Source organism: Pseudomonas sp. LBUM1659 (assembly GCF_059716045.1).
The window spans coordinates 570,626-596,116 of the sequence record NZ_CP166797.1 but is presented as its reverse complement, the minus strand read 5'-3'; the positions used below and the strand labels follow the sequence as shown (position 1 = coordinate 596,116).

General features: G+C 58.1%; 21 protein-coding genes. 6 read left to right on the top strand and 15 right to left on the bottom strand.

Annotated elements, in window-relative coordinates; all coding sequences use genetic code 11:
* The first annotated feature begins 3 nt into the window (after positions 1-3).
* Together ACA048_RS02670 and ACA048_RS02665 are read left to right on the top strand one after the other, a co-directional pair.
* On the top strand, positions 4-963 hold the full coding sequence (locus tag ACA048_RS02670) for a caspase family protein (RefSeq protein WP_497627833.1): 960 nt from the start codon (positions 4-6) through the stop codon (positions 961-963).
* Entirely contained in the window at positions 963-1,448 is a 486-nt protein-coding gene (locus ACA048_RS02665; protein WP_497627832.1) for a toll/interleukin-1 receptor domain-containing protein, read from the top strand. The genes ACA048_RS02670 and ACA048_RS02665 overlap by 1 nt, the downstream gene beginning before the upstream one ends.
* A 41-nt stretch (positions 1,449-1,489) precedes the next feature.
* On the opposite strand, the gene ACA048_RS02660 is transcribed toward ACA048_RS02665, so the two are convergent.
* From ACA048_RS02660 to motA, 9 genes are all read right to left on the bottom strand, one after another.
* A complete protein-coding gene (locus ACA048_RS02660; protein ID WP_497627831.1) occupies positions 1,490-1,759 on the bottom strand; it encodes a hypothetical protein in 270 nt (89 codons plus the stop codon).
* Positions 1,760-2,046: 287 nt separating this feature from the next.
* Positions 2,047-2,415: a hypothetical protein gene (locus ACA048_RS02655; RefSeq protein ID WP_497627830.1), complete on the bottom strand. Its 369-nt coding sequence runs from the start codon at positions 2,413-2,415 to the stop codon at positions 2,047-2,049.
* A 114-nt stretch (positions 2,416-2,529) separates the two neighbouring features.
* On the bottom strand, positions 2,530-3,465 hold the full coding sequence (locus ACA048_RS02650) for a hypothetical protein (protein ID WP_497627829.1): 936 nt from the start codon (positions 3,463-3,465) through the stop codon (positions 2,530-2,532).
* A 61-nt stretch (positions 3,466-3,526) separates the two neighbouring features.
* Entirely contained in the window at positions 3,527-4,480 is a 954-nt protein-coding gene (locus ACA048_RS02645) for a hypothetical protein (RefSeq protein WP_497627828.1), read from the bottom strand.
* On the bottom strand, positions 4,471-7,164 hold the full coding sequence (locus ACA048_RS02640; RefSeq protein WP_497627827.1) for a toxin VasX: 2,694 nt from the start codon (positions 7,162-7,164) through the stop codon (positions 4,471-4,473). Before ACA048_RS02640 ends, ACA048_RS02645 begins: the two co-directional genes overlap by 10 nt.
* Positions 7,161-7,727: a DUF4123 domain-containing protein gene (locus tag ACA048_RS02635; RefSeq protein ID WP_497627826.1), complete on the bottom strand. Its 567-nt coding sequence runs from the start codon at positions 7,725-7,727 to the stop codon at positions 7,161-7,163. Before ACA048_RS02635 ends, ACA048_RS02640 begins: the two co-directional genes overlap by 4 nt.
* A complete protein-coding gene (locus ACA048_RS02630; protein ID WP_497627825.1) occupies positions 7,724-9,817 on the bottom strand; it encodes a type VI secretion system Vgr family protein in 2,094 nt (697 codons plus the stop codon). Before ACA048_RS02630 ends, ACA048_RS02635 begins: the two co-directional genes overlap by 4 nt.
* Before the next feature lie 287 nt (positions 9,818-10,104).
* Positions 10,105-11,148 carry a flagellar motor protein MotB gene (motB, locus tag ACA048_RS02625; RefSeq protein WP_497627824.1) on the bottom strand — a complete coding sequence of 348 codons (1,044 nt, stop codon included), beginning with the start codon at positions 11,146-11,148 and terminating at the stop codon, positions 10,105-10,107.
* Between the two features lie 162 nt (positions 11,149-11,310).
* Positions 11,311-12,162: a flagellar motor stator protein MotA gene (gene motA, locus ACA048_RS02620; RefSeq protein ID WP_497627823.1), complete on the bottom strand. Its 852-nt coding sequence runs from the start codon at positions 12,160-12,162 to the stop codon at positions 11,311-11,313.
* 166 nt (positions 12,163-12,328) lie between these two features.
* On the opposite strand from motA, the gene ACA048_RS02615 reads away from it, so the two are divergent.
* Genes ACA048_RS02615 through asd form a run of 3 tightly spaced genes read left to right on the top strand, consistent with a single transcriptional unit; the run spans position 12,329 to position 15,603 of the window.
* On the top strand, positions 12,329-13,867 hold the full coding sequence (locus ACA048_RS02615) for an HDOD domain-containing protein (RefSeq protein ID WP_497627822.1): 1,539 nt from the start codon (positions 12,329-12,331) through the stop codon (positions 13,865-13,867).
* 42 nt (positions 13,868-13,909) lie between these two features.
* On the top strand, positions 13,910-14,725 hold the full coding sequence (locus ACA048_RS02610) for a rhodanese-like domain-containing protein (protein ID WP_497627821.1): 816 nt from the start codon (positions 13,910-13,912) through the stop codon (positions 14,723-14,725).
* A gap of 17 nt (positions 14,726-14,742) precedes the next feature.
* Positions 14,743-15,603 (top strand): archaetidylserine decarboxylase, encoded by an 861-nt coding sequence (asd, locus tag ACA048_RS02605; protein WP_131058796.1) that lies wholly within the window; start codon positions 14,743-14,745, stop codon positions 15,601-15,603.
* 122 nt (positions 15,604-15,725) lie between these two features.
* On the opposite strand, the gene serB is transcribed toward asd, so the two are convergent.
* On the bottom strand, positions 15,726-16,940 hold the full coding sequence (serB, locus tag ACA048_RS02600) for a phosphoserine phosphatase SerB (protein ID WP_497627820.1): 1,215 nt from the start codon (positions 16,938-16,940) through the stop codon (positions 15,726-15,728).
* A 135-nt stretch (positions 16,941-17,075) separates the two neighbouring features.
* On the opposite strand from serB, the gene ACA048_RS02595 reads away from it, so the two are divergent.
* The gene (locus ACA048_RS02595) at positions 17,076-18,608 is read left to right on the top strand and encodes an AhpA/YtjB family protein (RefSeq protein ID WP_497627819.1); all 1,533 of its coding nucleotides are present in this window, start codon (positions 17,076-17,078) and stop codon (positions 18,606-18,608) included.
* 250 nt (positions 18,609-18,858) lie between these two features.
* Here the strand turns inward: ACA048_RS02595 and ACA048_RS02590 are convergent, their stop codons facing one another.
* The 5 genes from ACA048_RS02590 to parE form a co-directional block, all read right to left on the bottom strand.
* Complete coding sequence (locus tag ACA048_RS02590; RefSeq protein ID WP_497627818.1) at positions 18,859-19,572, bottom strand: PqiC family protein; 714 nt, start codon at positions 19,570-19,572, stop codon at positions 18,859-18,861.
* Positions 19,573-19,748: 176 nt separating this feature from the next.
* A complete protein-coding gene (parC, locus tag ACA048_RS02585) occupies positions 19,749-22,016 on the bottom strand; it encodes a DNA topoisomerase IV subunit A (protein WP_497627817.1) in 2,268 nt (755 codons plus the stop codon).
* 7 nt (positions 22,017-22,023) lie between these two features.
* Complete coding sequence (locus tag ACA048_RS02580; protein ID WP_497627816.1) at positions 22,024-22,548, bottom strand: retropepsin-like aspartic protease family protein; 525 nt, start codon at positions 22,546-22,548, stop codon at positions 22,024-22,026.
* Positions 22,545-23,534 (bottom strand): esterase-like activity of phytase family protein, encoded by a 990-nt coding sequence (locus ACA048_RS02575; protein WP_497627815.1) that lies wholly within the window; start codon positions 23,532-23,534, stop codon positions 22,545-22,547. Before ACA048_RS02575 ends, ACA048_RS02580 begins: the two co-directional genes overlap by 4 nt.
* A complete protein-coding gene (gene parE, locus ACA048_RS02570) occupies positions 23,534-25,438 on the bottom strand; it encodes a DNA topoisomerase IV subunit B (protein WP_497627814.1) in 1,905 nt (634 codons plus the stop codon). The genes ACA048_RS02575 and parE overlap by 1 nt, the downstream gene beginning before the upstream one ends.
* Positions 25,439-25,491: the final 53 nt, after the last annotated feature.

Below are 25,491 nucleotides of genomic sequence, written 5' to 3'. Positions count from 1 at the left end.
ACCATGCGCAAGGGATTGTTCATCGGGATCAACCACTACACCTATGTGTCGCCATTGAGTGGCTGCAACAACGACGCGATGGCCATGGCCTCGGTGCTGGAACGCCACGCCAACGGGCGTCCGAACTTCAGCAGCAAGGTTCTGACGTCGGCGGAGGAAAACCTCACTCACACCAACCTGAAGCAGCAGATCCAGAGTCTGTTTTCCGGTGATTGCGATGTGGCGCTGCTGTACTTCGCCGGTCATGGCCAGTTTGATACCAGCATCGACGAAGGCCTGCTGATCCCGCAGGATTTCGGTCAGGGCGTTGAAGGCATCCGCATCAGCGACATCCTCAACTGGGCGGAACACGCCACCCACATCAAGAATAAAATCATCATCCTCGACTGCTGCCAGGCCGGCGCAGCCGCCGCGATGCGCGGGTTGCGCGGTGGCAGCAGCGTGATCAGCGAAGGCATGACCATTCTCACTGCCTGTAAAAAGGACCAGGTGGCGCTCGAAGGTCGCGGCCATGGCGTATTTACCGACCTTTTGTTGCAAGCGCTGCACGGCGGGGCCGCCAATGTGCTGGGCAACGTCACACCCGGCAGCGTGTATTCGTTCGTCGACAACGCGCTTGGGGCATGGGAACAGCGGCCGGTGTTCAAGACCAACGTCTCGCAGTTTGTGCCGTTGCGCGAAGTCACGCCGCTAATCGCCGAAGAAACCCTGCGCAAGCTCAAGGACTGGTTCCCGGAACCGAGCTATGTGTACCCGCTGGACCCCAGCTACGAACCGACCGAGGCAACGTTCGATCCCGACAACGGCGACATCTTCAAGCAATTGCAAAAGTGCAACCGCCACAGCCTGATCGAACCAGTGGACGCCGAGCACATGTACTACGCCGCCCTGCATTCCACCGGCTGCCGCCTGACCGCCCTCGGCGCCTATTACCGCGAACTCGCGATCAAGGGACATTTCTGATGCCTGTGTTTATCAGCTACCGCCACACCGACCGCGCCCACGCGATGGCCATTAACACCCGCCTGACGCAGGCAAACATCAAGACCTACCTCGATGTGCTGGACCCGGAATCGCAAACCACTGAAGACATCACAACCGTCATCACCCGCAACATCACCGAATGCACACACCTGATGGCAGTGGTCTCGGAGCAGACCGCGCAATCATGGTGGGTGCCGTTCGAAATCGGCGAAGCGACCATCAGCAATCGAAGGATCTGCTCCTACAAAATCGGCCCCAGCGCGCTGCCGCTGTACCTCGATAAGTGGCCGAAGTTAAGCGGTGAGAACGATATCAACTTCTTTATCGATGCCTATCGCGAGGAGGCGGTCTCCAAACGCTCAATAGGGCTAGAGTCGTTCAGCGAATCCGTTCGCGGCACTTACCGGCGTGATGCCGAGTTGTTCCATGACCAGCTCAAGAACCGCATTCGACGGGGCTTTTGACAGGCACAAAAAGCCGCGATCATTTCGCGGCTTTCTGGTCTTCAGCGTGCGGCTTTTTCCAGCCTCCAACCCAAGGCGTCCAAGGCGTCACAGCCATCCTGAATCAATATATGTGCAGCATTGGCGAAATGCTCCAGATCGTGACCTTCGGCATCCTTGACGCACAGACAGGTGACGCTATTGAGCAGATTCCGGCCGGCTTTGATTCGGTGAACGGCGGTTTCAAGAAGATCGGAGGTGCGGGCTTCTGTATCGATGAACAACGTCGGGCCGACGCTGAAGTTGCCTTGGAGCGGGTGGTACTTAGCCATGAGTCAAAATTCCAGATAATGTCGAGAGGTTTCATCTTTGTTTCGACCGGCTAAGATCGGTCACCGCCTTGGCAGCAACGGCGGAACTATAGGCTGATGCTTGCACGAGGGAGAACCCCAGCGCGAAAATTCAGATCATTCCTACAGCCACTAAGCAAACATACAGCCCTCGGAAGTACCGGCAGAAAATCACGACGCACCAGGCGGCAACCTTAGCTTTCAACATTAATGTGAGCGTGCACACGCGCAAGAAAGTCGTCAGGTAAGGCCACGTTACTCAAAGAGAATTATTGATTTTTCTCTTTCAGATTAATGACAAGCGACTTGAAAAATGGGTTTCGACGAACATGGACTGAACGTATTTCCTCCCTACGGATCAACTCCTGCCGCTTATAACCAACAGCCTCATCGCGAAACATCAACCCTTGCGGGACCACTGAAATACTAACTTTATAATCACGCTTTGAAAAACCACAAATCATACTCAGCGCAACACTCACGAGTATTGAAACCCCAATAGGCCACCCTATCACGTAGCGCCCCAGCGACAAGAAAGGAAAAAATATGAGCCCAAACATTGCAAAAGTAACAGCATAACTTATACACGCCCAAGAAATGTGTGTAAAACCGATATAAAGATTCCAAACCGCACGCATAATTTCTCCTTGAGTTTTATAGTGCACACAGCGACATCACATTACTATGAGCGCCTGCAAATTGTACTTACAGCAAACCTCGCCAGCCTTAGAGGTAATGAAAAACAACAGCATCTAAATATCGAGCCTTTTTTCGCGTTCCAAATCGACAAGTCGTGTAGTAGGCCCACCGACTTTCAGACGCTCGATGACAACGCGGGGCCACAAGTTGTGAGAGCGATGTTTGGCGAGGCTGTAAACCAGTTTTTGAATTCGATCCATAGGGTAGAAAATCGGCTGTAGTATTATTTTTATTGCGTCACTCCCGCTTATGTAGTTTTCGTCGCCAGCCTCCTTTTCCACCTGTTTTATTAGCATCCGTGTCGGCATAAAGCTGTTGCTTATTTTGGGCCGCATAGACAACTGACTTTTTACAAACGTATCCGACTCGCTGTGATGACCCTGTTCATCGAACCAAGGACCATTGTTCATATAGGCGCGCAGGTACTCCCAAAAGCCTTTTTGCATCCTCAGTGTTTTACCAAATGGCGCACCGAGACTGATCATCAATACCTTGTCAGGTTGTTCGAATTTCCACACCCGAATTTCAAGCGAAGCGTTTTGCATACCACTTAAGTGGGTGCCGACTAGCTGAAATTCGTCGACCTCGGCGCAAAGCCCCTCCCACGAGGCGTGAAACAGAACGCCATCTTGATCGATGTACACTTCCCGGGTACGGCGATTAAACACAATTGGCAGTGGCAAAGGGCGACGGACTTCCCATAGAAATACCACCAAAAACAACAGAGTCGTTATCCCCAATTCTATGAGGACACTCTCCGATATTCCGTAGAGCATCAATAGTAGTTCCAGGCATATCATTGCGATTGCTAACCACCCAAAGAAACCGGCCAGACGCCCTCGATCCGGATGACCTGCGTCTTGCAGTGTTAAGTAATCCTCCCTGTGCTCATCGGTAATAAATAGCGCCATCGGTTGTTCACCAGTGGGCTGGTCAGCTTCAAGTATTACGGTAGATGCACTATCGCGCAGTTGTTTTGACTTATTCATATACATGCTCATTCCATGATGTACATCATTGTTAGCTTCAGACCAACGAGTAGAAAGCAGATCAACTTTCCTTCGATAGAGCACAGCCCTGCTCATTTTCCAGATCGACAAGGCGTGTAGTGGGGCCGCCGGCCTTCAGGCGGTCAGTGACAATCTTTGGCCATTGGTTGCGGGAGCGGCGTTTAGCAAGACTGTAGGTGAGTTCTTGAATTCGGTCCTGCGGGTAAAGCAGTGGCTCGAGTATCAGTTTTGCAACATCGCTGGCGCTTAAGTAGTTTTTCCCACCCGCGTCCTTCTTCGCCTGTTTTAACTGCGCCAGTGCTTGCTTGAAGCTGTCGCTCATTTTGGGTCGCACGGATAGCTGGCTTTTTACAAATGCATCCGACTCGCTGTGATTACCGCTCTCGTCGAAATAAGGACCATTGTTCATGTATGAACGGATGTATTCCCAAAAACCTTTTTGCATCGCCAATGATTTGCCAAAGGGCGCACCGAGGCTGACCATCAAAACCGTACCTGGCTCTTCAAATTTCCACATGCGAATTTCCAGTGAAGCGTTTTGCATACTACCGATTTGGGTGCCAACTAAGTGAAATGCATTAGCGACCGCTGAGATGTCATCCCACGGGGCATGGAAAATATCGCCATCATGATCGAAGTACACTTCACGGGTACGGCGGTTAAACAGAATTGGCAGCGGTAAAGGACGAAAGGTTTCCCATAAGAATGGCAATACAACCAAAGGAATTCCGCTTCCCAAAATCATATACGCTCCTTCCCATTTCCCACCCAACATACAAATCACAGCCACACACAATATAAGTATGAAAACCCAGCCCCCCAAACCTGTTAATTGCCCACGACTGCCCTCCTCACCTAATAGCGACAAGTAATACTCGGTGTGCTCATCCGTAGTAAACAGCTCCATCGGCTGTTCCCCCGTCGATTTGTCCGCTTGAAGTATGACCGCGGGTGTAGAGCTGTAGCAGGGTTGATCCGGCGTATTCATATCCATGCACGTTCCATGATTTTTACTGTTCGCAGCGTCAATCCGTCTTGCGGGGAGTAGATCAACTCGCCCTCGATGCGCCGCAAGTCTCGCACTCCATCCTCATGGTACACACGGCGGTAAGGAGTGGTGCCGGCAGGCACAGGAACACGACTGCCACTGTGCCGGGCAAAATCTTTGCCCGTCCATTCGACCCTTTTGATCTGGTCGGGGTGATAGCCGAGTGTATCGCCCCAAACCTCAATACCCTTGAAGTGAATCATGGTATCGGTCAGCGGCACATTTTCTCCCGGCAGTTTCAACATCAGATACGTGGAGGTGACTTGCCCTTGATAGGGATTCATTTCTACCAGTCGAAAGGCATCAAAACAGATGGGGAACAGGACAGGGTACAGTTCATCCATAGACAGGCTATAGCTGTGGGACCAAGTGTCGTCCGGACGGATACCAAAGTGGCTGTTTTTCACCCATTTTTCCAGCGACGAGTCCGCTGTATAAAGACGGGCGATGACCCCGCCCACAATCGCAACCGCAAGGCCTAGTAGTTTCGCCCCCAAGTGAGGCACTACGTTGAGTCCCCTGGCAATAGTCGCCGCATCCCCGGCTATCACAGCAGCCCGGGCAACTCTTAGTGCACGGAAGGCCTGGACCTGGATCTTGATACTGGCCAGCGAAGCGCCAACCACGGTCAAGTTCGCGACCATGGTGTCGAAGTCGCCCGCTTTGTAGGCCTCAAAGGCATCTATCCCATAGAGCACGACGTCGAAGGCAAGAAAAGCACCTTGTGCCAGAGCAGCATTGGCGGCGCGACCCAACGCTTTAACCAAAAGTAGACGAGATGAAATGGAGGTACTACCGCTTTGACGAACAGCCGAAGCCCAGTCAACCTCTGCGACTCGCTGAAGTACGGCTGCGGTTGCAGCAGCGACACCTACTGCACTACCAATCATCCCAGTGAGGTTTTTGGTTGTAGTGCCGTCAAAAAACGTACTACTCGCCCAAACAAAATTCACCCCCGCCACCAGCATCACAATCGACTTGATCGGCGCCTTGCTCAGCGCACTTTTCAAATCAAACACGCTGCTCAACTCAACCCCCGCCGCCAAATTCACCGGCAACGGTGGCAGCTTGGTGCTGGCCGGGACCAAATGCATGAACGGGATACCGTCAGCTACCCCACTTGCCAGCGGTGCGACGCTCAAATGCGCGGGCATTGACTGACGCGTCCCCATCAAATCGCTGTACCACTCGCCCAACTGACGCGGCGTGACGCCCGAGGTCTGGATGCGTTGGTCGCTGCGGGCCAGCGCTGCCGCCATGTACAAGCGCCCCGCCGCACCATTGCCCTTTTCACCCTGATGCAATTGCAGCCCAGCCACCGGGGCAATGGACAGAAATAGGGCCTCAATGCTTGAGGCAGGCTTGTGTTGCTTCAGTTTGTCGGCGGTCTTGTTCAGCGCATCGGCATAACCAAAGGCTCTGGCAAGTTTGCTGGCGCCCTCTTGAACAGCAGCCTGGCTATCGCGCGCCACATCACTGAAGTCCACAAGGTATTTGATTTCGCTAACACCCAGCCGTAACGGTAACCCGAGTAATGCCCAAAGCAGCCATGGCTTGCCGGCCTTGTCACCTTCCAAGCTGAGGGTAATGGCCTCGGCTCCAATACTGGTGCTGGCCGGCCCCAGGCAGGCCTCGGCGAAATGCAACTCCAGTGCCTCACGCGATATCGACTGGGTTATGTCGAAATGACCGCAAGCCGTGTCCAAGCTCGACGGTCCAGCCACTTGCAGGGTGTTGAACCACGCCACCCAGAGTTGGGCCAGACGCCGCATATCAACGGTATATCGATCATTCTGGATTTCTTGATCTTTCCACGCTCGCTGGAGTTCGTCATAGCGGGTGATGGACGGCAACTGTGCGCTCAATTGGCGGTCGCCTTCGCTCAGTGACTTGATGACACCGGCCATTGCCCACGTTTCAGCGTGATGTTCCTGGTAACTGTCGAACGCCTCTTTTCGCACACGCATCAACGCAGCAAGGTCGAGCAGCACGCCCCATGCATCATCGATAACGGCGTAACTCTGCTGTTCGCAGCGCCCCATCTGTTTGAGCACTTTCAACCAGTCGGGGGCATGCTCCGTTTCGGGCTCCCCGCTCCAACCATAGCTAGTCGCATCGTTGTATTCGCCAATCTGCTTGACGACGGTGTCGACTTGACCACTGAACGGAGCAACGCCCGGCACAAAACTGCGCATGATGCGCTGCCGGACGACGGGATCTTTTCTGGCAGCCTGGTATTGCGCCTCACTCCAGCGAATGGGCGACCAAACCAAGCCGGCAGGATCGCCCGCTCTCAACACCAGGTGAGGTTTGACTCGGATGTCGATCACCTTGCCCGCTCGCGGGGTTTGGGTGAGCTGAGCTTTTTCGACCTGATACTCCACCAACTTGGATGGACTGCTCTCCCAGACGTAGAGCCAACCGTCGCGCAATAAACGCGAGGTGTAATTGAGCGCATGCCCGGTCAAGTCAGGATGACGAGGCCCCAACTCGGGAAACGAGCCGCTCAACGCCGGCAAGTCGTAGGCATCCGTATCGAAAGCGACGGTTGGGCCGAGAGCGTATCGCAGGGGCAAAACGGCAGCGAACAACGGACAGCTTCCAACGCGGCTTTTATTATGGGCGCTCATGGGTTTTTCTCCGGGTTGGCGGGAAGGCTCAGTGCATGCAGAAGCGGATCAGGCAGGGTGATTTGCGCGGCCAGACCTTTATTGGCCGGCGCTGAATCGAATTCCGGCGCTTCGTTTTCCCAAGCGCACACTGGCGCGTTGTCATGGCGCAGCCAGACGCTTTCCACACCAAACCAAAAGCCTGCTGGCCATTGCGCTCCGGCCAAACAGGCACGTCGCAGAACCGAGCCATCTGCCAGGCGCAGCCACAGCTCTCGCTGGTATTCATCAAATATGCGCAACCGACGCTGCAGGATCGGTAGCCATTGTTGGGCGCTCTGTGGAGAAGCCAGCCAAACACTGTGCTGCAAGTCAGTGCCACCCCACCACGCGGCATAGGCTGCGCTGCCAAGCGAGGCATTCAGCAGAAATGGCCCCGCTGCACCAATCGGCTCGTAGGCGGTCCCCTTGAAAAGCGATTGAGGAGCGTCGGCGCCGTAGTGCTGATGAAGCCAATCGATAGCGCCCTCATACTGGGCACCGTCAATCAGGAGCAGGCCTTTGTTCGGGGTGATCGGGGTCATGCTTCAGCCCTCTCTGTTACCTGATGTTCCTGGGCGGCATCGCATACCGGGCAAATGCCGGATTCGGCCTCTCGAAAGACGATGTTCTGTTTGAGCAGGGCTTCCATCGGGAGGGTGTCGATAACCACTGCCTCGGCAGCGTGGGGAACTAATGACAGTGCCGTCTGCCCGGGCAGGCCCGCGACCGGCGAACCACCCTCAACAATGGCCACGCTGCTGAAAATCCCGGCGGCGTTGATCACGATGTGCTGACCGCCACACTCAAGCGTCAAGCTCGAATCGGCCTTGATCACCACATGGCTGGCGGTGACATGGGCGTGAGGCCCCGCCTGAATCACCAGCGTGCCCTCTGCCGTCGTGCTGCTGTTGCCGCTGGTGGTGATCAATTCATTGCCGCCAATCACCGTGTTGCGCTCGCCTTGCGTGGTGTGCAACTCGTCGCCCTTGATCAGGCTGGCGCTGTTGTTGTCCACCTGCTCAAAACGGTCGTTGCTGATCAGGCTGTGGCTGTCACGGGTGATCTGTTCGCGGCGGTCGTTACCAATTTTGGTATCGCTGTCGTTGAGGATCAGTTGTTCGAGGTCGCGTTGGGCGCGCAGGTAAATCTTCTCCTGCCCGGCGCGGTCTTCAAGCGACAGTTCGTTGTAACCACCGGTGTATGGAGAGCTTTGGCTGCGCAAGACGGTTTTGGTTTTGTGTTCGGGCAAGGGGTATGGCACCGCATTGACCTTGTTCGGCGCGCACCCGGTAATGAACGGATGATCGGGATCGCCGTCCAGAAAGGTGACGATGACTTCCATGCCGACACGCGGAATCGTCATCGCGCCAAAATGTGGACCCGCCCATTGCGTCGAGACGCGCAGCCAGCAGCTGCTTTTTTCACTGTTGAGCTCGGCCCGGTCCCACGGTAGTTCAATCTTCACGCGACCATATTCATCACAGTAGATCTCTTCGCCGGCAGGTCCGGTGACGCGGGCGGTCTGGCTCACCAGCAGCGTTTTGCGTGAGCGCATCGGCGGCCGGTAAATCACGTCCCATGGCAGGACGCTGAAGCTGTTGCGATAGCCTTGGGTAAAGCCGTCTGCGGGTTGGACGTCGCTGGTGATGGCCTCTTCCAGTGACTGAGGCTGTTTTCCGGAGTGCGTCACGCTGAGCAACAGCCACAAGTCGTTGCAGGCTTTGCGGGGGTGATTGGTCAGGTCAAAAAAGTGACCACTGCGCAGGCTCGGCTGATCGCTCTGGCCCTCGATCAACTGGTAATCGGCACGGTGCCGCTCCAGGGCCTGGCGAACGCGTTGTTTGCCGCGCTGTTCGTTATCGATCAGAACCCGGTAACGGTAGTCTTCCAGCTCTGGAGTGAACTCGGCGGTGAAGCGATTTTCCAGCAGCAGACTCGGGCGTTGGAAGTCGTAGTGCCGGCGCGTGGTGGTGCTGGTGCGGGTGCTGAAGCGCATCGAGAACTGGCTGACGACCGGTTCGTCAGCCACCATGCCGGAGTCTTGTTGATAAGCGGTTTCGCCCAGTTTGGGAAACCAGGTCTGGTCGTCGGTGAACACCAGCACATGGCCTTGCGGTGAATGCTGGTAATGCCACGCGATGCCGTCTTCGGCGCACAGGCGCTGGACCAGTTCGTAATCACTTTCCCCATATTGCGTGCAGTATTCGCGCTCGGGACTGGTGCTGACATGGAAGGTAAACGCATCGGCCTGAATGCCGTGGCCTTTGAGCACCTGAGCAATGATTTGCGGCACCGTCAGGTGCTGGAAAATCCGCTGATCGTGGCTGAACTGCAAATAGTGCAGCGCTGGCACCAGGGTCAGTTGATAGCGGGTCAGGCGTTTGCCGGATTCGCCGACGAACGCCTCTTCGATGTGGCCATGAAGTCCTTCGCGGTGATGACCGAACTGGAGAAAAGCGGGCTGACTGAGCAGGCTCTCGATATCGAAATCCGGGTTTTCGCTGACCAGCTCAACCTGGATTGCGTACAAGGCGCTGATGGCCTCGACACCGTCAAAAGCGAGGACTTTGAAATCATTGCGAACAGCGGGGATGTGCAGCGCGAAATGCGCCGTGTTGGCCGAACCGAACATACGCTTATCCTTAAGCAAAGAGGAAATGAAGCGCGATGTCCAAACCGTCCAGGGTCTGTGCACGCGAAATGGGCGCGTACGGTACCAACGGGGGGCAAAGGATTGATGCCGGACAACTCCGCAAAACTCGTAAGATCTTTCCCGACCTCAGATCGACGCGGGAGAATGGCCGACAATCTCCCTCACAAACGACAGACACAAAAAAACCGACATCGCTGTCGGCTTTTTTGTACTGCTTTTCTGATTCCGATCATTTTCGTGACGCCAGGAAAATGATCGTAGCTTGGTCACTGCTTCGGCGGTTCCGCCGGTTTCGGTGCCAGGTTTTCAAAGATATTCAAACGCTCGCGAAGCTCATGGGCCGGCAGCGGTTCTTTATCCGCCGGCAAAGCGTTCGGATCGACCGGCTTGGCCGGCACTTCGCCCGGACCGCCCTGCCCTTGTGCGGCGGGGGCTGGTGCCGGCTCTGGCGCAGGTTCTGCACCTTGCGAACCTTCGATGGCACGCTGGGCTTTCTTGGTCAGCACCACAATGTCGATCCGGCGATTGACCGGATTGAACGGGTGCTCACGATCGAACAGCGCCGACGAGGCATAACCGACCACCCGCGCCACCTGCTGATCCGGGTAACTGCCGGCGACCAGCGCACGGCGGGCGGCGTTGGCACGGTTGGCCGAGAGTTCCCAGTTGCCGAAGTCACCGGTGCCCAAATACGGCTTGGCATCGGTGTGGCCGCTGATGCTGATCTTGTTCGGCACCGCTTTGATGGTGTCGGCCATGGCCAGCAGGATGTCTTCAAAATACGGTTTCAGACGCGCACTGCCGGAATCGAACATCGGGCGGTTTTCGGCGTCCATGATCTGGATGCGCAAACCGTCCTGAGTAATCTCGAACAGAATCTGGTCCTTGAATTTCTGCAACTGCGGATTTTCATCGACCTTGTTCTGCAACTCTTGCAGCAACAGTTCCAGGCGCTCTTTCTCAACCTGCTCGGCCAAGCCTTCGACCTGTTCGGTGTCGATGGTGACTCGGTCTGGCTGCGGCTGCGACTTCACTTCGGGGTTGAGGGTTTTCTCTGGCGCCAGGGTCGGAGAGCCGCCCAGATCGATGATGTACGGCGTGCCACTTTCGGTAAAGCCGACCGGGTCTTTGAAGTAACCGGCGATGAGGATTTTCTGTTCCGGTGTTGCGGTGGACAGCAGCCACAGCACCAGGAAGAACGCCATCATCGCCGTCGCGAAGTCCGCGAAAGCGATTTTCCAGGAACCCCCGTGATGCCCGCCCGCGTATTTCTTGACGCGCTTGATGATGATCGGCTGGTTATTTTCCATACAGAGTGCTCTGTCTCACAAATACTGTTCCTTTTTGACGGTGCCTGTTGTCGCCATACGGCGTTGCCGCTCCTCGCCATAGCGAGCTATGACTCGTCGCGGCGCCTTGTCTGGCAACAACAGTCACTCGCCAAAAAAGGAACGTATTTGCAAAACAGAGCACTATCGACCGCGAACCGCTTGTTCCAGCTCAGCGAAGCTAGGACGGTGCGCCGGGTACAGAACCTTGCGACCGAATTCCACGGCCAACGATGGCGGCATACCGGACGCCGACGCCACCAGCGAAGCCTTGATGGCTTCGTAGACGTTCAGCTCTTCCTTGGCATCGTGGGCCAGGGCATGGGCCAGCGGGCCAAAGAATCCGTACGCGGCGAGAATACCGAAGAAGGTACCTACCAGCGCCGCACCGACGTGCACGCCAATCATTTTCTGATCGCTATCACCCAGGGAGGCCATGGTCACCACGATACCCAGTACCGCCGCGACGATACCGAAACCCGGCATGGCGTCAGCGATGCCGTTCACCGCGTGGGAAGGGTGATCCAGATCTTCCTTGAGGCTGGTCAGTTCCATGTCGAACAGGCCTTCGAGCTCATGGGGTGCCATGTTGCCGGAGGACATGATGCGCAGGTAATCGCAGATGTACGCGGTCATGCGTTCATCTTTGAGCACCGCCGGGTACTTGGCGAAGATCGGGCTCGCCGCGGCATCCTCGATGTCGCCTTCGATGGCCATCATGCCTTCGCGGCGGCTTTTGTTGAGGATCTCGTAAATCAGCCCCAGCACTTCAAGGTAAAAGGTGTGGTTGAAACGCGAACTGAACATCCCCAAGGCTTTCTTCAGAACGTGCTTGACCATATGGCCAGGGTTGGCCTGCAGGAATGCGCCCAGGGCCGCACCGCCGATAATCATCACCTCGAAAGGCTGAATAAGGGCGGCAATCTTGCCGTGGGAGAGCACGTATCCGCCAAGCACGCTTGCGAATACGACGATGATGCCGAGAATTTTAGCCATAGGTAGGAAAACACTTACTGAGTCGGGTTCAAGGTCATATTCGGAAGTTGAAAAATCTCTTCTTCTCCTTATCGGCAAAACTGCGCCAGACTATAGCCCGTTCAAGCGAAAAGCTAATTTAGCCTACTCCGGGCATAGGTAAGGCAGACGATGATTGCGTCCAACCATGGCTAACCAAACGAACATTCCAACTCAAAAACCGACCACGCTTGCAGGCTGGATCAAACTTCTCGATGGCGTGCGCCTGCCGGTTCCGCAAGTCAGCCATGACCGTGTCTGCAAGGCCATCGCCGATAACCGCAGCTCGCTTCGCGATATCGCAGAGCTCATGCAAGACAGCCCGGCCCTGGCCTTGAGCGTCATTCGTGAAGCCAATCGCCATACCCATGGCAGCATGACCGAGCCTGCGGAAAACCTTGAAGTGGCGATCAATCGCCTCGGTTTGAAACGCACTGAAGAACTGCTCGCCCGCCTGCCCGTAGAGCCCGTGTCACAGATCCCGATTGCCTTGCGCCAATTGCAGTTGATCAGCCAGCACGCGACGCAACAGGCCAATGGTTTTTTTGCCAGTCGCCTGGCGCGGCTGTGGCAGGACATTCACTGGGGCAGCCTGCTGTTTCTCTCGCCACTCTGGCCCATGGCGCTGACCTATCCGCAATTGCTTGAAGAGTGGGAGCTGCGGGTCATCCATAAAGGCGAGTCGGCACGCAACGTCGAAAAGCAGTTGTTCGGTGCGCGCCTGCTGGATATTTGCCAAACCCTGGTAAGCCTCTGGCGCCTGCCGATTTGGGTGAATCAGGGTTATCGCCTGCTGCTGACCGAGCAGCGCGAGCTGGTCAAAGTCTTGCGCATCGCCCGCGACAGCGATCATCCCTTGCGCCAGCAAAACCGCCTCGATGACGATCCGACCCTGCGTCGCTGGCTCAATCAGCCGGCCAATACCGTGCTGCTGGCCAACGGCCTGGCGCTGTCGGCGCAACAGGCGTGGGACAGTCCTCACAGCGCGCGCTGGCAATACCTGACCAGCCTTTATCTGCAAATGCCCATGGCCGAGGTGCAGCAGCAATTGCACCAACAGGCCGCCAACAGCGCCCGGCTGCATGTCCTGCCGGATTTGTGGCACCCCGCTGTTTCGCTGCTCTGGCCGTGGGGCATGAACCGTATCCACGCTGGGCTGCTGCCGGCACCGGCGCCGACCACCGAAGACCTGGCGAAGTGGCGCAGCCAATGCGCCGAGTTGCTGGTGGAGCCAAGCCCCTTCACCAACGCCATGCACTTGACCACCTCCGCCCGGGACGCTCTGGTCGCGTGCGGCATGCGCCGAGTGATGATTTTGATGGCTGACCGCACGCACGCCAATCTGCGGGTGCATCAGATTGCCGGATTGCCAAAAGAAACGGCCGGGCTGAATTTTGTGGTGAGCCAAAGTAGCGTGTTGCAACGTTTGCTCTCGCAACAAGCGCAGGTGCGCCTGACACCGACCAACACCGCGCAATTTTCGGCCTTGCTGCCGGCCAGCCTGCGCGCGCAGTTTCGTGGCGAACACCTGTTGCTGCGCTCGCTGATCAACAATGGTCGGGTGATCATGGTGGTGGTGGCGGATCAGGGCGGCGGACCGTTCTCGGAAATCACCGTGCAAGCCTTCGGCAAAACCGCGCAGTGCATCGAGAAATCCCTGCACACCTTTAGCCACCGCACCCAATGACGCTGCGTTACAATCCTCCCTTTTGTGCTCTGGAGACCTCACATGTCTGACTTCTCTGGCTTGCCGCTGGTGATCGAGCCGAGCGACTTGCTCCCTCGCCTTGAGTCCCGCGATCTGATTCTGGTGGACCTGACCAGCAGTGCCCGTTATGCCGAAGGGCATCTTCCCGGCGCGCGTTTTGTCGATCCCAAGCGCACGCAACTCGGTCAGGCGCCTGCGCCGGGGCTGATGCCGCCGAAAGCGGCGCTCGAAGCGTTGTTCGGTGAGCTGGGACACAATCGCGACGCGGTGTACGTGGTGTATGACGACGAAGGCGGCGGCTGGGCCGGGCGTTTTATCTGGCTTCTGGACGTCATCGGTCACCGTAAGTACCACTACGTCGACGGCGGACTGCCGGCCTGGCTGGCAGAAGGCTTGCCCATGTCGATCCAAATCCCGGCACCCGTTGGCGGCCCGGTGGCATTGACCCTGCACGACGAACCCACCGCCACCCGCGAGTACCTGCAAAGCCGTCTCGGCGCCGCCGACCTGGCGATCTGGGACGCGCGCGGGCCGCTGGAATACTCCGGCGAGAAAGTGCTGGCGGCCAAGGCCGGGCACATTCCCGGCGCCGTCAATTTCGAATGGACCGCGGGCATGGATCAGTCGCGCAACTTGCGCATCCGCACAGACATGCCGCAGATCCTCGAACAGCTCGGCATCAGCAAAGACAAAGAAGTGATTACCCACTGCCAGACTCACCACCGTTCTGGCTTTACCTATCTGGTGGCCAAATCCCTCGGTTATCCGCGGGTCAAAGGCTATGCCGGTTCCTGGGGCGAATGGGGCAACCATCCCGACACCCCCGTAGAGATTTAAGGTTTTAAGGACAGTTAATGAATAAGCGTCTGTTTATCCTCAGCCAATACCTGCTGCCCCATCACTTGCTCTCGCGACTGGCCGGCTGCATTGCCGAATGCCGCGTGCGCTGGTTCAAAAACGCCTTTACCGCCTGGTTCGCCAAGCGTTATCAGGTGGACATGTCCCAGGCCTTGGTCGAAGACCTGACCGCCTACGAGCACTTCAATGCGTTCTTCACCCGCGCGTTGAAAGACGGCGCTCGCCCGCTCGACGAAACCCCAGGCGCGATTCTCAGCCCGGCCGACGGCGCGGTCAGCCAACTCGGCCCGATCGAGCACGGTCGCGTGTTCCAGGCCAAGGGCCACAGCTTCAGCGTGCTGGAATTGCTGGGCGGCGACGCGGCCAACGCCGCACCGTTCATGGGGGGTGATTTCGCGACGATTTACCTGTCGCCGAAGGATTACCACCGCGTGCACATGCCGCTGGCCGGCACCCTGCGTGAGATGGTCTACATTCCGGGCCGCATTTTCTCGGTCAACCAGACCACCGCCGAGAACGTTCCGGAGCTGTTCGCCCGTAACGAGCGTGTGGCGTGCATTTTCGACACTGAGCGCGGGCCGATGGCCGTGGTGCTGGTGGGCGCAATGATCGTTGCATCGATCGAAACCGTCTGGGCCGGGCTGGTCACGCCGCCGAAACGCGAGCTGAAAACTTTCCGTTACGACGAAGCTGCCCGCGCGCCGATCCATCTGGAGAAAGGTGCGGAATTGGGTCGCTTCAAACTGGGTTCGACCGCTGTCGTGCTGTTCGGGCCAGACCAGGTTAAATGGGCCGAAGAACTGGCGGCCGGTTCGCCGGTGCAGATGGGCCAGGGCATGGGCCTGCCGAACGCCTGACCTGTAGTGACTATTTGTAGGAGCCAGCTTGCCGGCGAATGCAGCAACGCGGTGTACCTGATACACCGCTTTCGCTGCGATGCGGCGACCCGACAAGCCAGCTCCTACAGTAGGTTTACTTTTTACAGCTGTCCGTCGCGATCGCGCAAGCCTAACAGATACAGCACGCCATCCAGCCCAAGGGTGGAAATCGCCTGCTTCGCTGACTGTTTCACCAGCGGCTTGGCCCGGAACGCCACACCCAACCCGGCAATCGCCAGCATCGGCAGATCATTGGCGCCGTCACCGACCGCAATGGTCTGTTCCAGACGCAATCCTTCCTTATGGGCCAGCTCACGCAGCAAGTCAGCCTTACGCTGCGCATCGACAATCGGCTCGACCGCAACACCCGTGACTTTACCGTCGACCACTTCCAGTTCGTTGGCAAATACGTAGTCAATGCCCAGCTTGGCCTGCAATTGCTTGGCGAAGTAGGTAAAGCCACCCGACAGAATGGCGGTCTTGTAGCCCAGACGCTTGAGTTCGGCGAACAGGGTTTCAGCACCTTCAGTCAGGCGCAGGGAAGCACCGATCGAATCCAGCACGCTGACGTCCAGACCTTGCAGCAACGCCAGACGCTCTTTGAAGCTCGCGCGAAAGTCCAGCTCGCCGGCCATCGCCCGCTCGGTGATCTCTGACACTTGATCGCCGACACCCGCCGCCTTGGCCAGTTCGTCGATCACTTCAGCTTCGATCAGGGTCGAGTCCATGTCGAACACCGCCAGGCGACGGTTGCGACGGAACAGCGAGTCTTCCTGAAAGGCGATGTCGACGTTCAGTTCCTGCGCAACGCTGAGGAATTCGGCCCGCAGCGCCTGCGGATCAGCTGCTTCGCCACGCACGGAAAACTCGATGCAGCCCTTGCCCTTGTCGGCCGGGGTATCCAGCGGCATGCGTCCGGACAGACGATCGATGTGATCGATGTTCAGACCATATTTAGCAGTGATCGAGCTCACGGCCTGCAATTGCCCGGCGGTCACTTTGCGGGTCAAAAGCGTCACGATGTGGCGCTTTTTGCCCTGATTGCCCACCCACTGCTGGTAATCCTCTTCGGACACCGGCGTGAAGCGGACCTGCTGGTCGAGCTCGTAGCCCTTGAACAGAATGTCCTTGAGCACCGATTTGCCTTGGTCGGTATCCGGAATTTCAACCAGGATGCCGAACGACAGAGTGTCGTGGATCACCGCCTGGCCAATGTCGAGAATGTTCACACCACCCTGGGCCAGAACGCCGGTAATGGCCGCAGTCAGACCCGGACGGTCGACTCCCGTGATGTTTATCAGGACGATTTCGCGCAAGGCGCACCCCCGCAAGTGGAAAAAAACCGCATTCTACCCACTTTCAGTGACCATCGGGCACCGTGAGCGCTTTGCCGGTCTAGGGCCTGTCGCTATACTGCGCGTCAACTTCACGGACAAAAGAGCCGAGCGCAAGTGAACCGGCCCACGCCAGTAAAAACCGACAACTTCTTTCTGCTGATCTTCCGGGCACTGCGCCACCGCCGTGTACCGATTGCATTGCGCATCGCCAGCCATAACGTGATCCTGGTCGCCCTGGCCCTGGTGATATACGCCGGCGTGATGGGTTTGCAGTTCAAGCAGGCCATGCACGAGCAGGCAGATGCGCTGGGCGAAAGCCTGACCACGCAGACCGCCACCTCCGCTACGGAGCTGTTGGTGTCCAACGACATCCTCAGCCTCAATGTGCTGCTCAACAACCTGACCAAGAACAAGCTGGTGGCCCACGCCGCCATCTATAGCGTGGATAACCGCATCCTCGCCGAGGCCGGTCAGCGTCCCAAGCACAGCCTGCTGGGCGAAGCCGAAGGCATGTACCAGAGCAAGATCACATTCCAGGACGTGACCGCCGGGCAACTGCGCATCAGCCTGGACATGGATCAATTCCAGCAGCCAATGACCATCAGCCTGCAAAGCATGGGCATTTTGAGTGCGATCCTGTTGGCGTTGTCGCTGGCCCTGAGCCTGCGTCTGGGTCGGCACATCTCTACGCCGCTGCTGCAATTGCGCGTATGGCTGCGCAATATCGACGAATACACCCCGGCCACTGAGCGTCAGGACGAGATCGGCGACCTGGCCCGTCAGCTGCACGCCAATTTCGCGCCGGAGCCCGCCGAGCCGGAACCTGTGCCGGAGCCTGAATACGACGACAGCGATGAAGACGCGGACGACAACGAGCCGACCTTCGAAGTACGCAACTTGCGTGACCCGAGTTTCGATGAAACCAAACCGGTCGCCAGCCTGAAACCAGCGCCACGGCACATTGTCAGCACCGTTGAAGATGACGATGACGATGATGATGCGTTTGCCGACCTGCGTGACGAGTCGGTCGCCGTCGCACCGAAACCGGCAGCAAAACCCGTGATCTCGAACGTGCCACAACACAGCGCCGTCCTGGCCGTGCAACTGGGCGCTCAGGACCAACTGCGTCGCCTGCCCCGCACACGCCTCGAAGAGTTGCTGAAACGCTATCGCGACTGCCTTGATCAGGCGGCTTCGCTCTACCAGAGCGAACTGCACACACTGAACGATGGCAGCACGCTGATGCTGTTCCACACCGAAGACAGTGGCGAGGACTACCTGACCAACGCCATCTGCTGCGGTGAGTTGCTGCGAGCCCTGGGCCATCAGTTGCAGATCGAAGTCGCGGACAGCGGCATCACCCTGCAATTGCAGTTGGGTCTGACGCTGGGTGAAGAGTTGTTCGGTATGAGTCAGATCGATTTGCTGCTGACCGAAACCGCTCAGGACGCCCTGGCCCTGTCGCAACACAGCCGCAACCTGCTGCTGGTGCAGCGCAAGATCGGTGACGACGTGCTGATTCGTCAGCGCGCACGCATTCGCCCTATTGCGAGCCCTGAGGGCGCTTGCTGCGTGGAGCGGTTGATGGAGCCCTATCCGTCGATGCTGGAACGGCAACTGGCGCGGATGCATGAGCGTCGGGCGTAAGCCTTAACACCGTGACAACGAAGCCCGCAGACATGAGATTGTCTGCGGGCTGTTTGTTGCTCTCGCTGACCCCATCGCGGGCAAGCCTTGCTCCTGCGTGGTGGTGGCGCGCACACATCCCGCGAACGACACAAGCCCTGTAGGAGGCAAGGCTTGCCCGCGATGGGGCCGTCAGCAGCGCTACAGATATCCAACCTGCAGAAACAACAAAGCCCGCACAAGGCGGGCTTTGCTTTGGATCAGTCCAGGCTTAAAACCTGAACACTTCCATATCGGTCCGGATCGGCAAAGCCATCGGGATCTTCGGCTGTTTCTCTTGCTCAGCTGCCGGCGCTGCAGGTTTGGGAGCCGATTTACGCGGTACGTCAGCAATCGCTGGCTGGTTGGCTAATGGCTTGAGCGCCACCGACAACTGCTCCGCCAGACGCTGCAACAACACACCTTGCGCCTGAACCTGCGCCGCTGTGCCGCCCGAGTGCTGTTCTTGCAGGTGAATGATGCGGTTATCGCGAACCTTTCCACGACGGTCGATCAATCGCCATTGCGCATCCAGGATTGCTGGTTGCGACACACCCGAGTCCAGGCGAGTAATCGTCAGCAGTACCTGAACATCCGGGGTAAAACCCGTCGTGGCAGGCGCCAGCACAACACGCTGACTATCCAGATGACCGGCTACCTGACGTAGCAACAGCTGATCAATGTCGGAGGACAGGCTGCCCGCCCAACGACCGTCCGTGGCAGCTTGCAGACTGCCATCGGGCTGACGCTGTAACAGGGTTTCGCGTTGCAGGTAATCGGCAACCGTTACCGGACCCAACAATACCGCCATGCCCGCGCTTTGCGCAGGCGGAACCGGGCTTCCGCTGTCCAGTTGATACAGCGACACCGGCTGGTGAACGCTGCAACCCGCCAGGCCTAGAACGCCAGCGAGCATCAAAATAAAAGGAAGGCGCAGAGCAGTCATCGTCCCATCCAGGTGGCCGCCACAAGGCTAACCACAGTGAAAATACTCAATAAATATGAAGAACGCTCGGCCACGCCGGCGCTTGAAAGGCCATATCATCCGTGAATATGCGTTCCGACTCCAGCGCCAAAGCGTCGATCTACGCGTTAAATCGTAGATCGAGCGCTCTAGGACACTTAATTGAGGTTTTCGACGAGCAGCGCATCCACCCTCTGAAAGCCGCGTGGCAACTTGTTACCACGACGCCCACGCTCACCTTTGTAGTGTTCGAGGTCGTCTGCTTTCAGTGACAAGGTACGTTTTCCGGCCTGAAGCACCAACGTAGCGCCATCCGGTAAAACAGCGATGTCCGTGACATATTCTTCGCGATTGGCCACACGCTCACCGGAAATTCCGATGATCTTGTTGCCTTTGCCCTTACCTAATTGTGGCAGGTCGCTGATCTTGAAGATCAGCAGGCGACCTTCGGTCGTCACCGAGGCCAGCCAGTTGTTCTCGCGATCGGCTACCGGGCGCGGAAGAATGACCTTCGAGTTGTTCGGCAGGCTCAGCAGGGCTTTACCGGCCTTGTTCTTGGCTTGGAAATCTTCGCCTTTGACCACAAAACCATAACCGGCATCGGACGCGATCACGTACAGCGAATCGTCTTCGGGCATCAGCACGCATTCGAAACTCGCCCCTGGCGGCGGCGTCAGACGGCCGGTCAACGGCTCGCCCTGGCCACGGGCCGACGGCAATGTGTGCGTCGCCACCGAATAACTGCGACCGGTGGAGTCGATAAACACCGCAAATTGATTGGAGCGCCCGGCCGCCAGAGCCTTGAAACCGTCCCCTGCCTTGTAGGAAAGCCCGGTAGCGTCGATCTCGTGGCCTTTGGCGGAGCGAACCCAGCCTTTTTCCGACAGCACGACCGTCACTTTCTCGTTCGGCAGCAGATCGTGCTCGGTCAAGGCCTTGGCCTCGGCGCGCTCGACGATAGGCGAACGACGGTCGTCGCCGTAAGTTTCGGCATCCTTGATCAGCTCGGTGCGCACCAGTTTCTTCAACTTGGTTTCGCTGCCCAGCAAGGCTTGCAGCTTGGCTTGTTCCTTGAGCAGTTCATCCTGCTCGGCACGCAGCTTCATTTCTTCCAGTCGCGCCAACTGACGCAAACGGGTGTCGAGAATGTAGTCCGCCTGGATTTCGCTCAGGGCGAAACGCGCGATCAGCGCCGCTTTCGGGTGCTCCTCGGTGCGGATGATGTGAATCACTTCATCCAGGTTGAGGTAGGCAATCAACAAACCGTCCAACAGGTGCAGGCGACGCTCGACTTTGTCGAGACGGAATTGCAGGCGGCGACGCACGGTCTGCACCCGGAACTCCAGCCACTCGACCAGCAGCGCGCGCAGGTTTTTCAGCTGCGGCTTGCCGTCCAGGCCGATGATGTTGATGTTGACCCGGTAGCTCGATTCCAGCTCGGTGCTGGCGAACAGGTGTGTCATCAACGCATCGTGGTCGAAGTTTTTGCGGGCGCCCGGAATGATCACGATGCGGCATGGGTTTTCGTGGTCGGATTCGTCTCGCAGGTCAGCGATCTGCGGCGCCTTGGACGGTTTGGCCTGCATCATCGCCGCGATCTGTTCCAGCACCTTGGCACCCGACACCTGGTGCGGCAGAGCGGTGACAATGATGTCGCCGTCTTCGATGTGGTACACGGCGCGCATGCGCACCGAACCACGACCGGTTTCGTAGATTTTCAGCAGGTCGGCGCGCGGGGTGATGATTTCCGCTTCGGTCGGGTAATCCGGGCCCTGGATGTGCTCACAGAGCTGCTCGATCGTGGCTTTGGGCTCGTCGAGCAAGCGCACGCACGCCGTCGCGACTTCGCGCAGGTTATGCGGCGGTACGTCGGTGGCCATGCCCACGGCGATGCCGGTGGTGCCGTTGAGCAGGATGTTCGGCAAACGCGCCGGCAACACCAGCGGCTCGTCGAGCGTGCCGTCGAAGTTCGGGCCCCAGTCCGCGGTGCCCTGGCCCAGTTCGCTGAGCAGCACTTCGGAATAACGCGACAGGCGCGCTTCGGTGTAACGCATGGCGGCGAACGACTTGGGATCATCCGGCGCACCCCAGTTACCCTGACCGTCGACCAGCGTGTAGCGGTAGCTGAACGGCTGGGCCATCAGAACCATGGCTTCGTAGCAGGCCGAATCGCCGTGCGGGTGGAACTTGCCGAGCACGTCACCGACGGTACGCGCCGATTTCTTGTGCTTGGAGTCGGCGTCCAGCCCCAACTCACTCATCGCATAGATGATGCGTCGCTGTACCGGTTTCAGGCCGTCGCCGATATGCGGCAAGGCACGGTCCATGATCACGTACATGGAATAGTTGAGGTAGGCATTTTCGGTGAAGTCAGCCAGTGACCGGCGTTCTACACCGTCCAGGCTGAGATCAAGGGAGTCGCTCATGCGGGCCTCATCGGTTCGTTGTCTGGCGCAGCAGCATGGTGCCACCGCGCTGAGTAAATTCAAGTTTGTTCAGTGCGCTCATGCCGAGCAGCACCTGTTTGCCTTCCAGGCCTGGTGCAACCAGCGCGCGAACATCACGCAACACAATGTCGCCCAGTTGCAGCCGGTCGATGCGGGTTCGATAGCCCTCGCTCAGACCATTGGCCGTGCTCAGGGTCACCCCAAAGCCTTTGTCCAGTTTCAACCCCTCGGCCACACTGGCCGGAATTGATACATCCGTCGCTCCGGTATCGAGCATAAAATCCACTGGGTGGCCGTTGATAGCACCGCTGGCGACAAAATGCCCCTGGCGGTTGCTGATCAGTTTCACTTCGATAAACCCTTCACCCTGCTCCGAGGTGACGACGACATTAGGGTTTTGCTGACGCGCCTCCCATTGCCCGAAAAACCGTGTTGCCAGAAACAGCGCGGCGCACCAGGCCAATACCAGCATGACCCGGCCGGCGCGTTTGCCCGGCGTTTGCTGGCTCACGGCTTGGCGCTCCAGCCACCTTGAGGCGCGGCGAAACGCCAGACAACCGGGCGACTTTCACCATCGACGCGAGCACCGCTGTTGTTATCGACACCGATCCACGCGCCGTCAGCGTCCACAATCAATGCTTCTTCCAACCCATATTTCTGCGGATAACGACGGTTTTCCTGCAACAGCTCGGCCGCATACGACCAGCAGCGCTCGACTTTGGCCGTCTGCGGGTCACGGCGACAAATCTGATACGCGTTGCGCTCAAGGGCGAACAGTTTGCCGTTGAACAACGACACGTCGGAAAAATCCCGGGGCACCGGTTTGGCCTTGGGAAATTGCGGTGGCTGCATTTCCATGCCCGCTTCGCTTAGCAGCACACAGCCACCGTCGCAGTCCCACACCGTTTGTTTGCGCTTGATCGTCAACAATCCGCGGCTTTGACGCTCGGCAGCGAACCACATCTGATCACCCGCCGGATTGACCGCCAGGCCCTCAAACAGCGCATTGAATTGCAACAGCATGCCACTGGCCCGCGCTTCACGAACCAGCATTGGTGAGATTTTCAACCAGGTCGCCGGCCCCGTCAGCGGTACTTGCAGGACGGCCGCATGGGCTTCGCTGACAATGTAGCGATTGCCAGCGTTGTCACAGGTAATAGCTTCGAAATCCAGATCGCCGCCCCGCACGAACGACGACGCCCAGGCTCGCGAACGCAAACCCCAGGGCAAACCGCTGTCCGGCACCGCAGGCACACCGATGCCCACGGCTTCAGCCTGCCAGACCGTGTCGCGGGTATCGAGGCGGTAGATTTGATCGTCGTCGCGATCGGACACCGTCCACAGGTCCTTGCCGCACTGGGCAAGTCCTGACAGGTTGCCGCCTCGCATGCCGTCGACGGGATGTTCGGCTACCACGCGCAATTCTGGTGCCGGTTCAGCAAACGCCAGAACCGGGGCCAGAAGTAAACAACACGCCAGGGCAAAGCCACGCCGCATCAACCAAGAACCTCGGCCAGGTTGCCCTTGGATTCCAGCCAGGATTTGCGGTCACCGGCGCGTTTCTTCGCCAGCAGCATGTCCATCATTTCCGACGTCGCTTCGAAATCGTCCAGGGTCAACTGCACCAGACGCCGGGTGTTCGGGTCCATGGTGGTTTCGCGCAGCTGCGGCGGGTTCATTTCACCCAGACCTTTGAATCGGGTGACCTGCGGCTTGCCGCGTTTTTTCTCGGCGACCAGACGATCCAGAATGCCATCGCGTTCGGCTTCGTCGAGGGCGTAGTAAATCTCTTTGCCCAAGTCGATGCGGTACAGCGGTGGCATGGCGACATAGACGTGACCGGCATCCACCAACGGGCGGAAATGCTGGACGAACAACGCACACAGCAACGTGGCGATATGCAGACCGTCGGAGTCGGCGTCGGCGAGGATGCAGATCTTGCCGTAACGCAGCTGGGCGATGTCCGCCGAGCCCGGATCGACACCGATGGCCACGGCAATGTTATGCACTTCCTGGCTGGCCAGCACTTCGCTGCCATCGACTTCCCACGTGTTCAGAATCTTGCCGCGCAACGGCAGGATGGCTTGAAACTCTTTGTCCCGCGCTTGCTTGGCGGAACCGCCGGCGGAATCACCTTCCACCAGGAACAGCTCGGAGCGCATCGGGTCCTGTCCGGCGCAGTCAGCGAGTTTGCCCGGCAGCGCCGGCCCTGCGGTGATGCGTTTGCGCTCGACCTTCTTGCTCGCCTTGAGGCGGCGGCCGGCGTTGTTGATCGCCAATTCCGCCAGCAGCATGCCGGTTTCGGGGTTGGCGTTGAGCCACAGGCTGAAAGCGTCCTTGACCACACCGGAAACAAACGCCGCCGCTTCACGGGACGACAATCGTTCTTTGGTCTGGCCGGAGAATTGTGGCTCCTGCATTTTCATCGACAGCACGAAAGCAATGCGTTCCCAGACGTCTTCCGGCGCCAGCTTCACGCCGCGTGGCAGCAGGCTGCGGAATTCACAGAATTCGCGCATCCCATCGAGCAAGCCCTGGCGCAGGCCATTGACGTGCGTACCGCCCTGGGCCGTCGGGATCAGGTTGACGTAGCTTTCCTGAACCGAGTCGCCACCTTCCGGCAGCCACAGCAGCGCCCAGTCGACCGCTTCTTTATTACCGGCCAGGCTGCCGCAGAACGGCTCGTCCGGCAGGCGTTCGAATTCGCTGACCGCGTCGACCAGATAGGAGCGCAAGCCGTCTTCGTAATGCCACTCGATTTTTTCACCGGTGGCCTTGTCTTCAAAACTGACCAGCAGCCCCGGGCACAACACAGCCTTGGCCTTGAGCACGTGCTTGAGGCGGCTGATGGAGAATTTCGGCGAATCGAAGTATTTCGGGTCCGGCGCGAAGAACACGCTGGTACCTGTGTTGCGTTTGCCGACGGTGCCGACCACTTCCAGCTCGGTTTTCTTGTAACCGTCAGCGAACGTCATCTGGTATTCGTTGCCGTCACGCTTGACGCGCACCCGGACTTCGGTCGACAAGGCGTTGACCACCGAAATACCCACCCCGTGCAGACCGCCGGAGAACTGGTAGTTCTTGTTGGAAAACTTGCCGCCCGCATGGAGCTTGGTGAGGATCAGCTCGACCCCGCAAACGCCCTCTTCCGGGTGAATGTCCACCGGCATGCCACGGCCGTCATCGCTGACTTCCAGGGAGTGGTCGGCGTGCAGGATGACCTGCACCGATGTCGCATGCCCGGCCAAGGCTTCGTCGACGCTGTTGTCGATGACTTCCTGGGCGAGGTGGTTCGGCCGACTGGTGTCGGTGTACATGCCGGGGCGTTTACGCACCGGGTCGAGGCCCGAGAGGACTTCGATGGCGTCTGCGTTATAAGAGCTAGCGCTGGGAGTGGCCATGGGGTCTCGTCGTCCGCCTGTAAAAAATTGTTCGGTGAAATAGAGGCGACGAC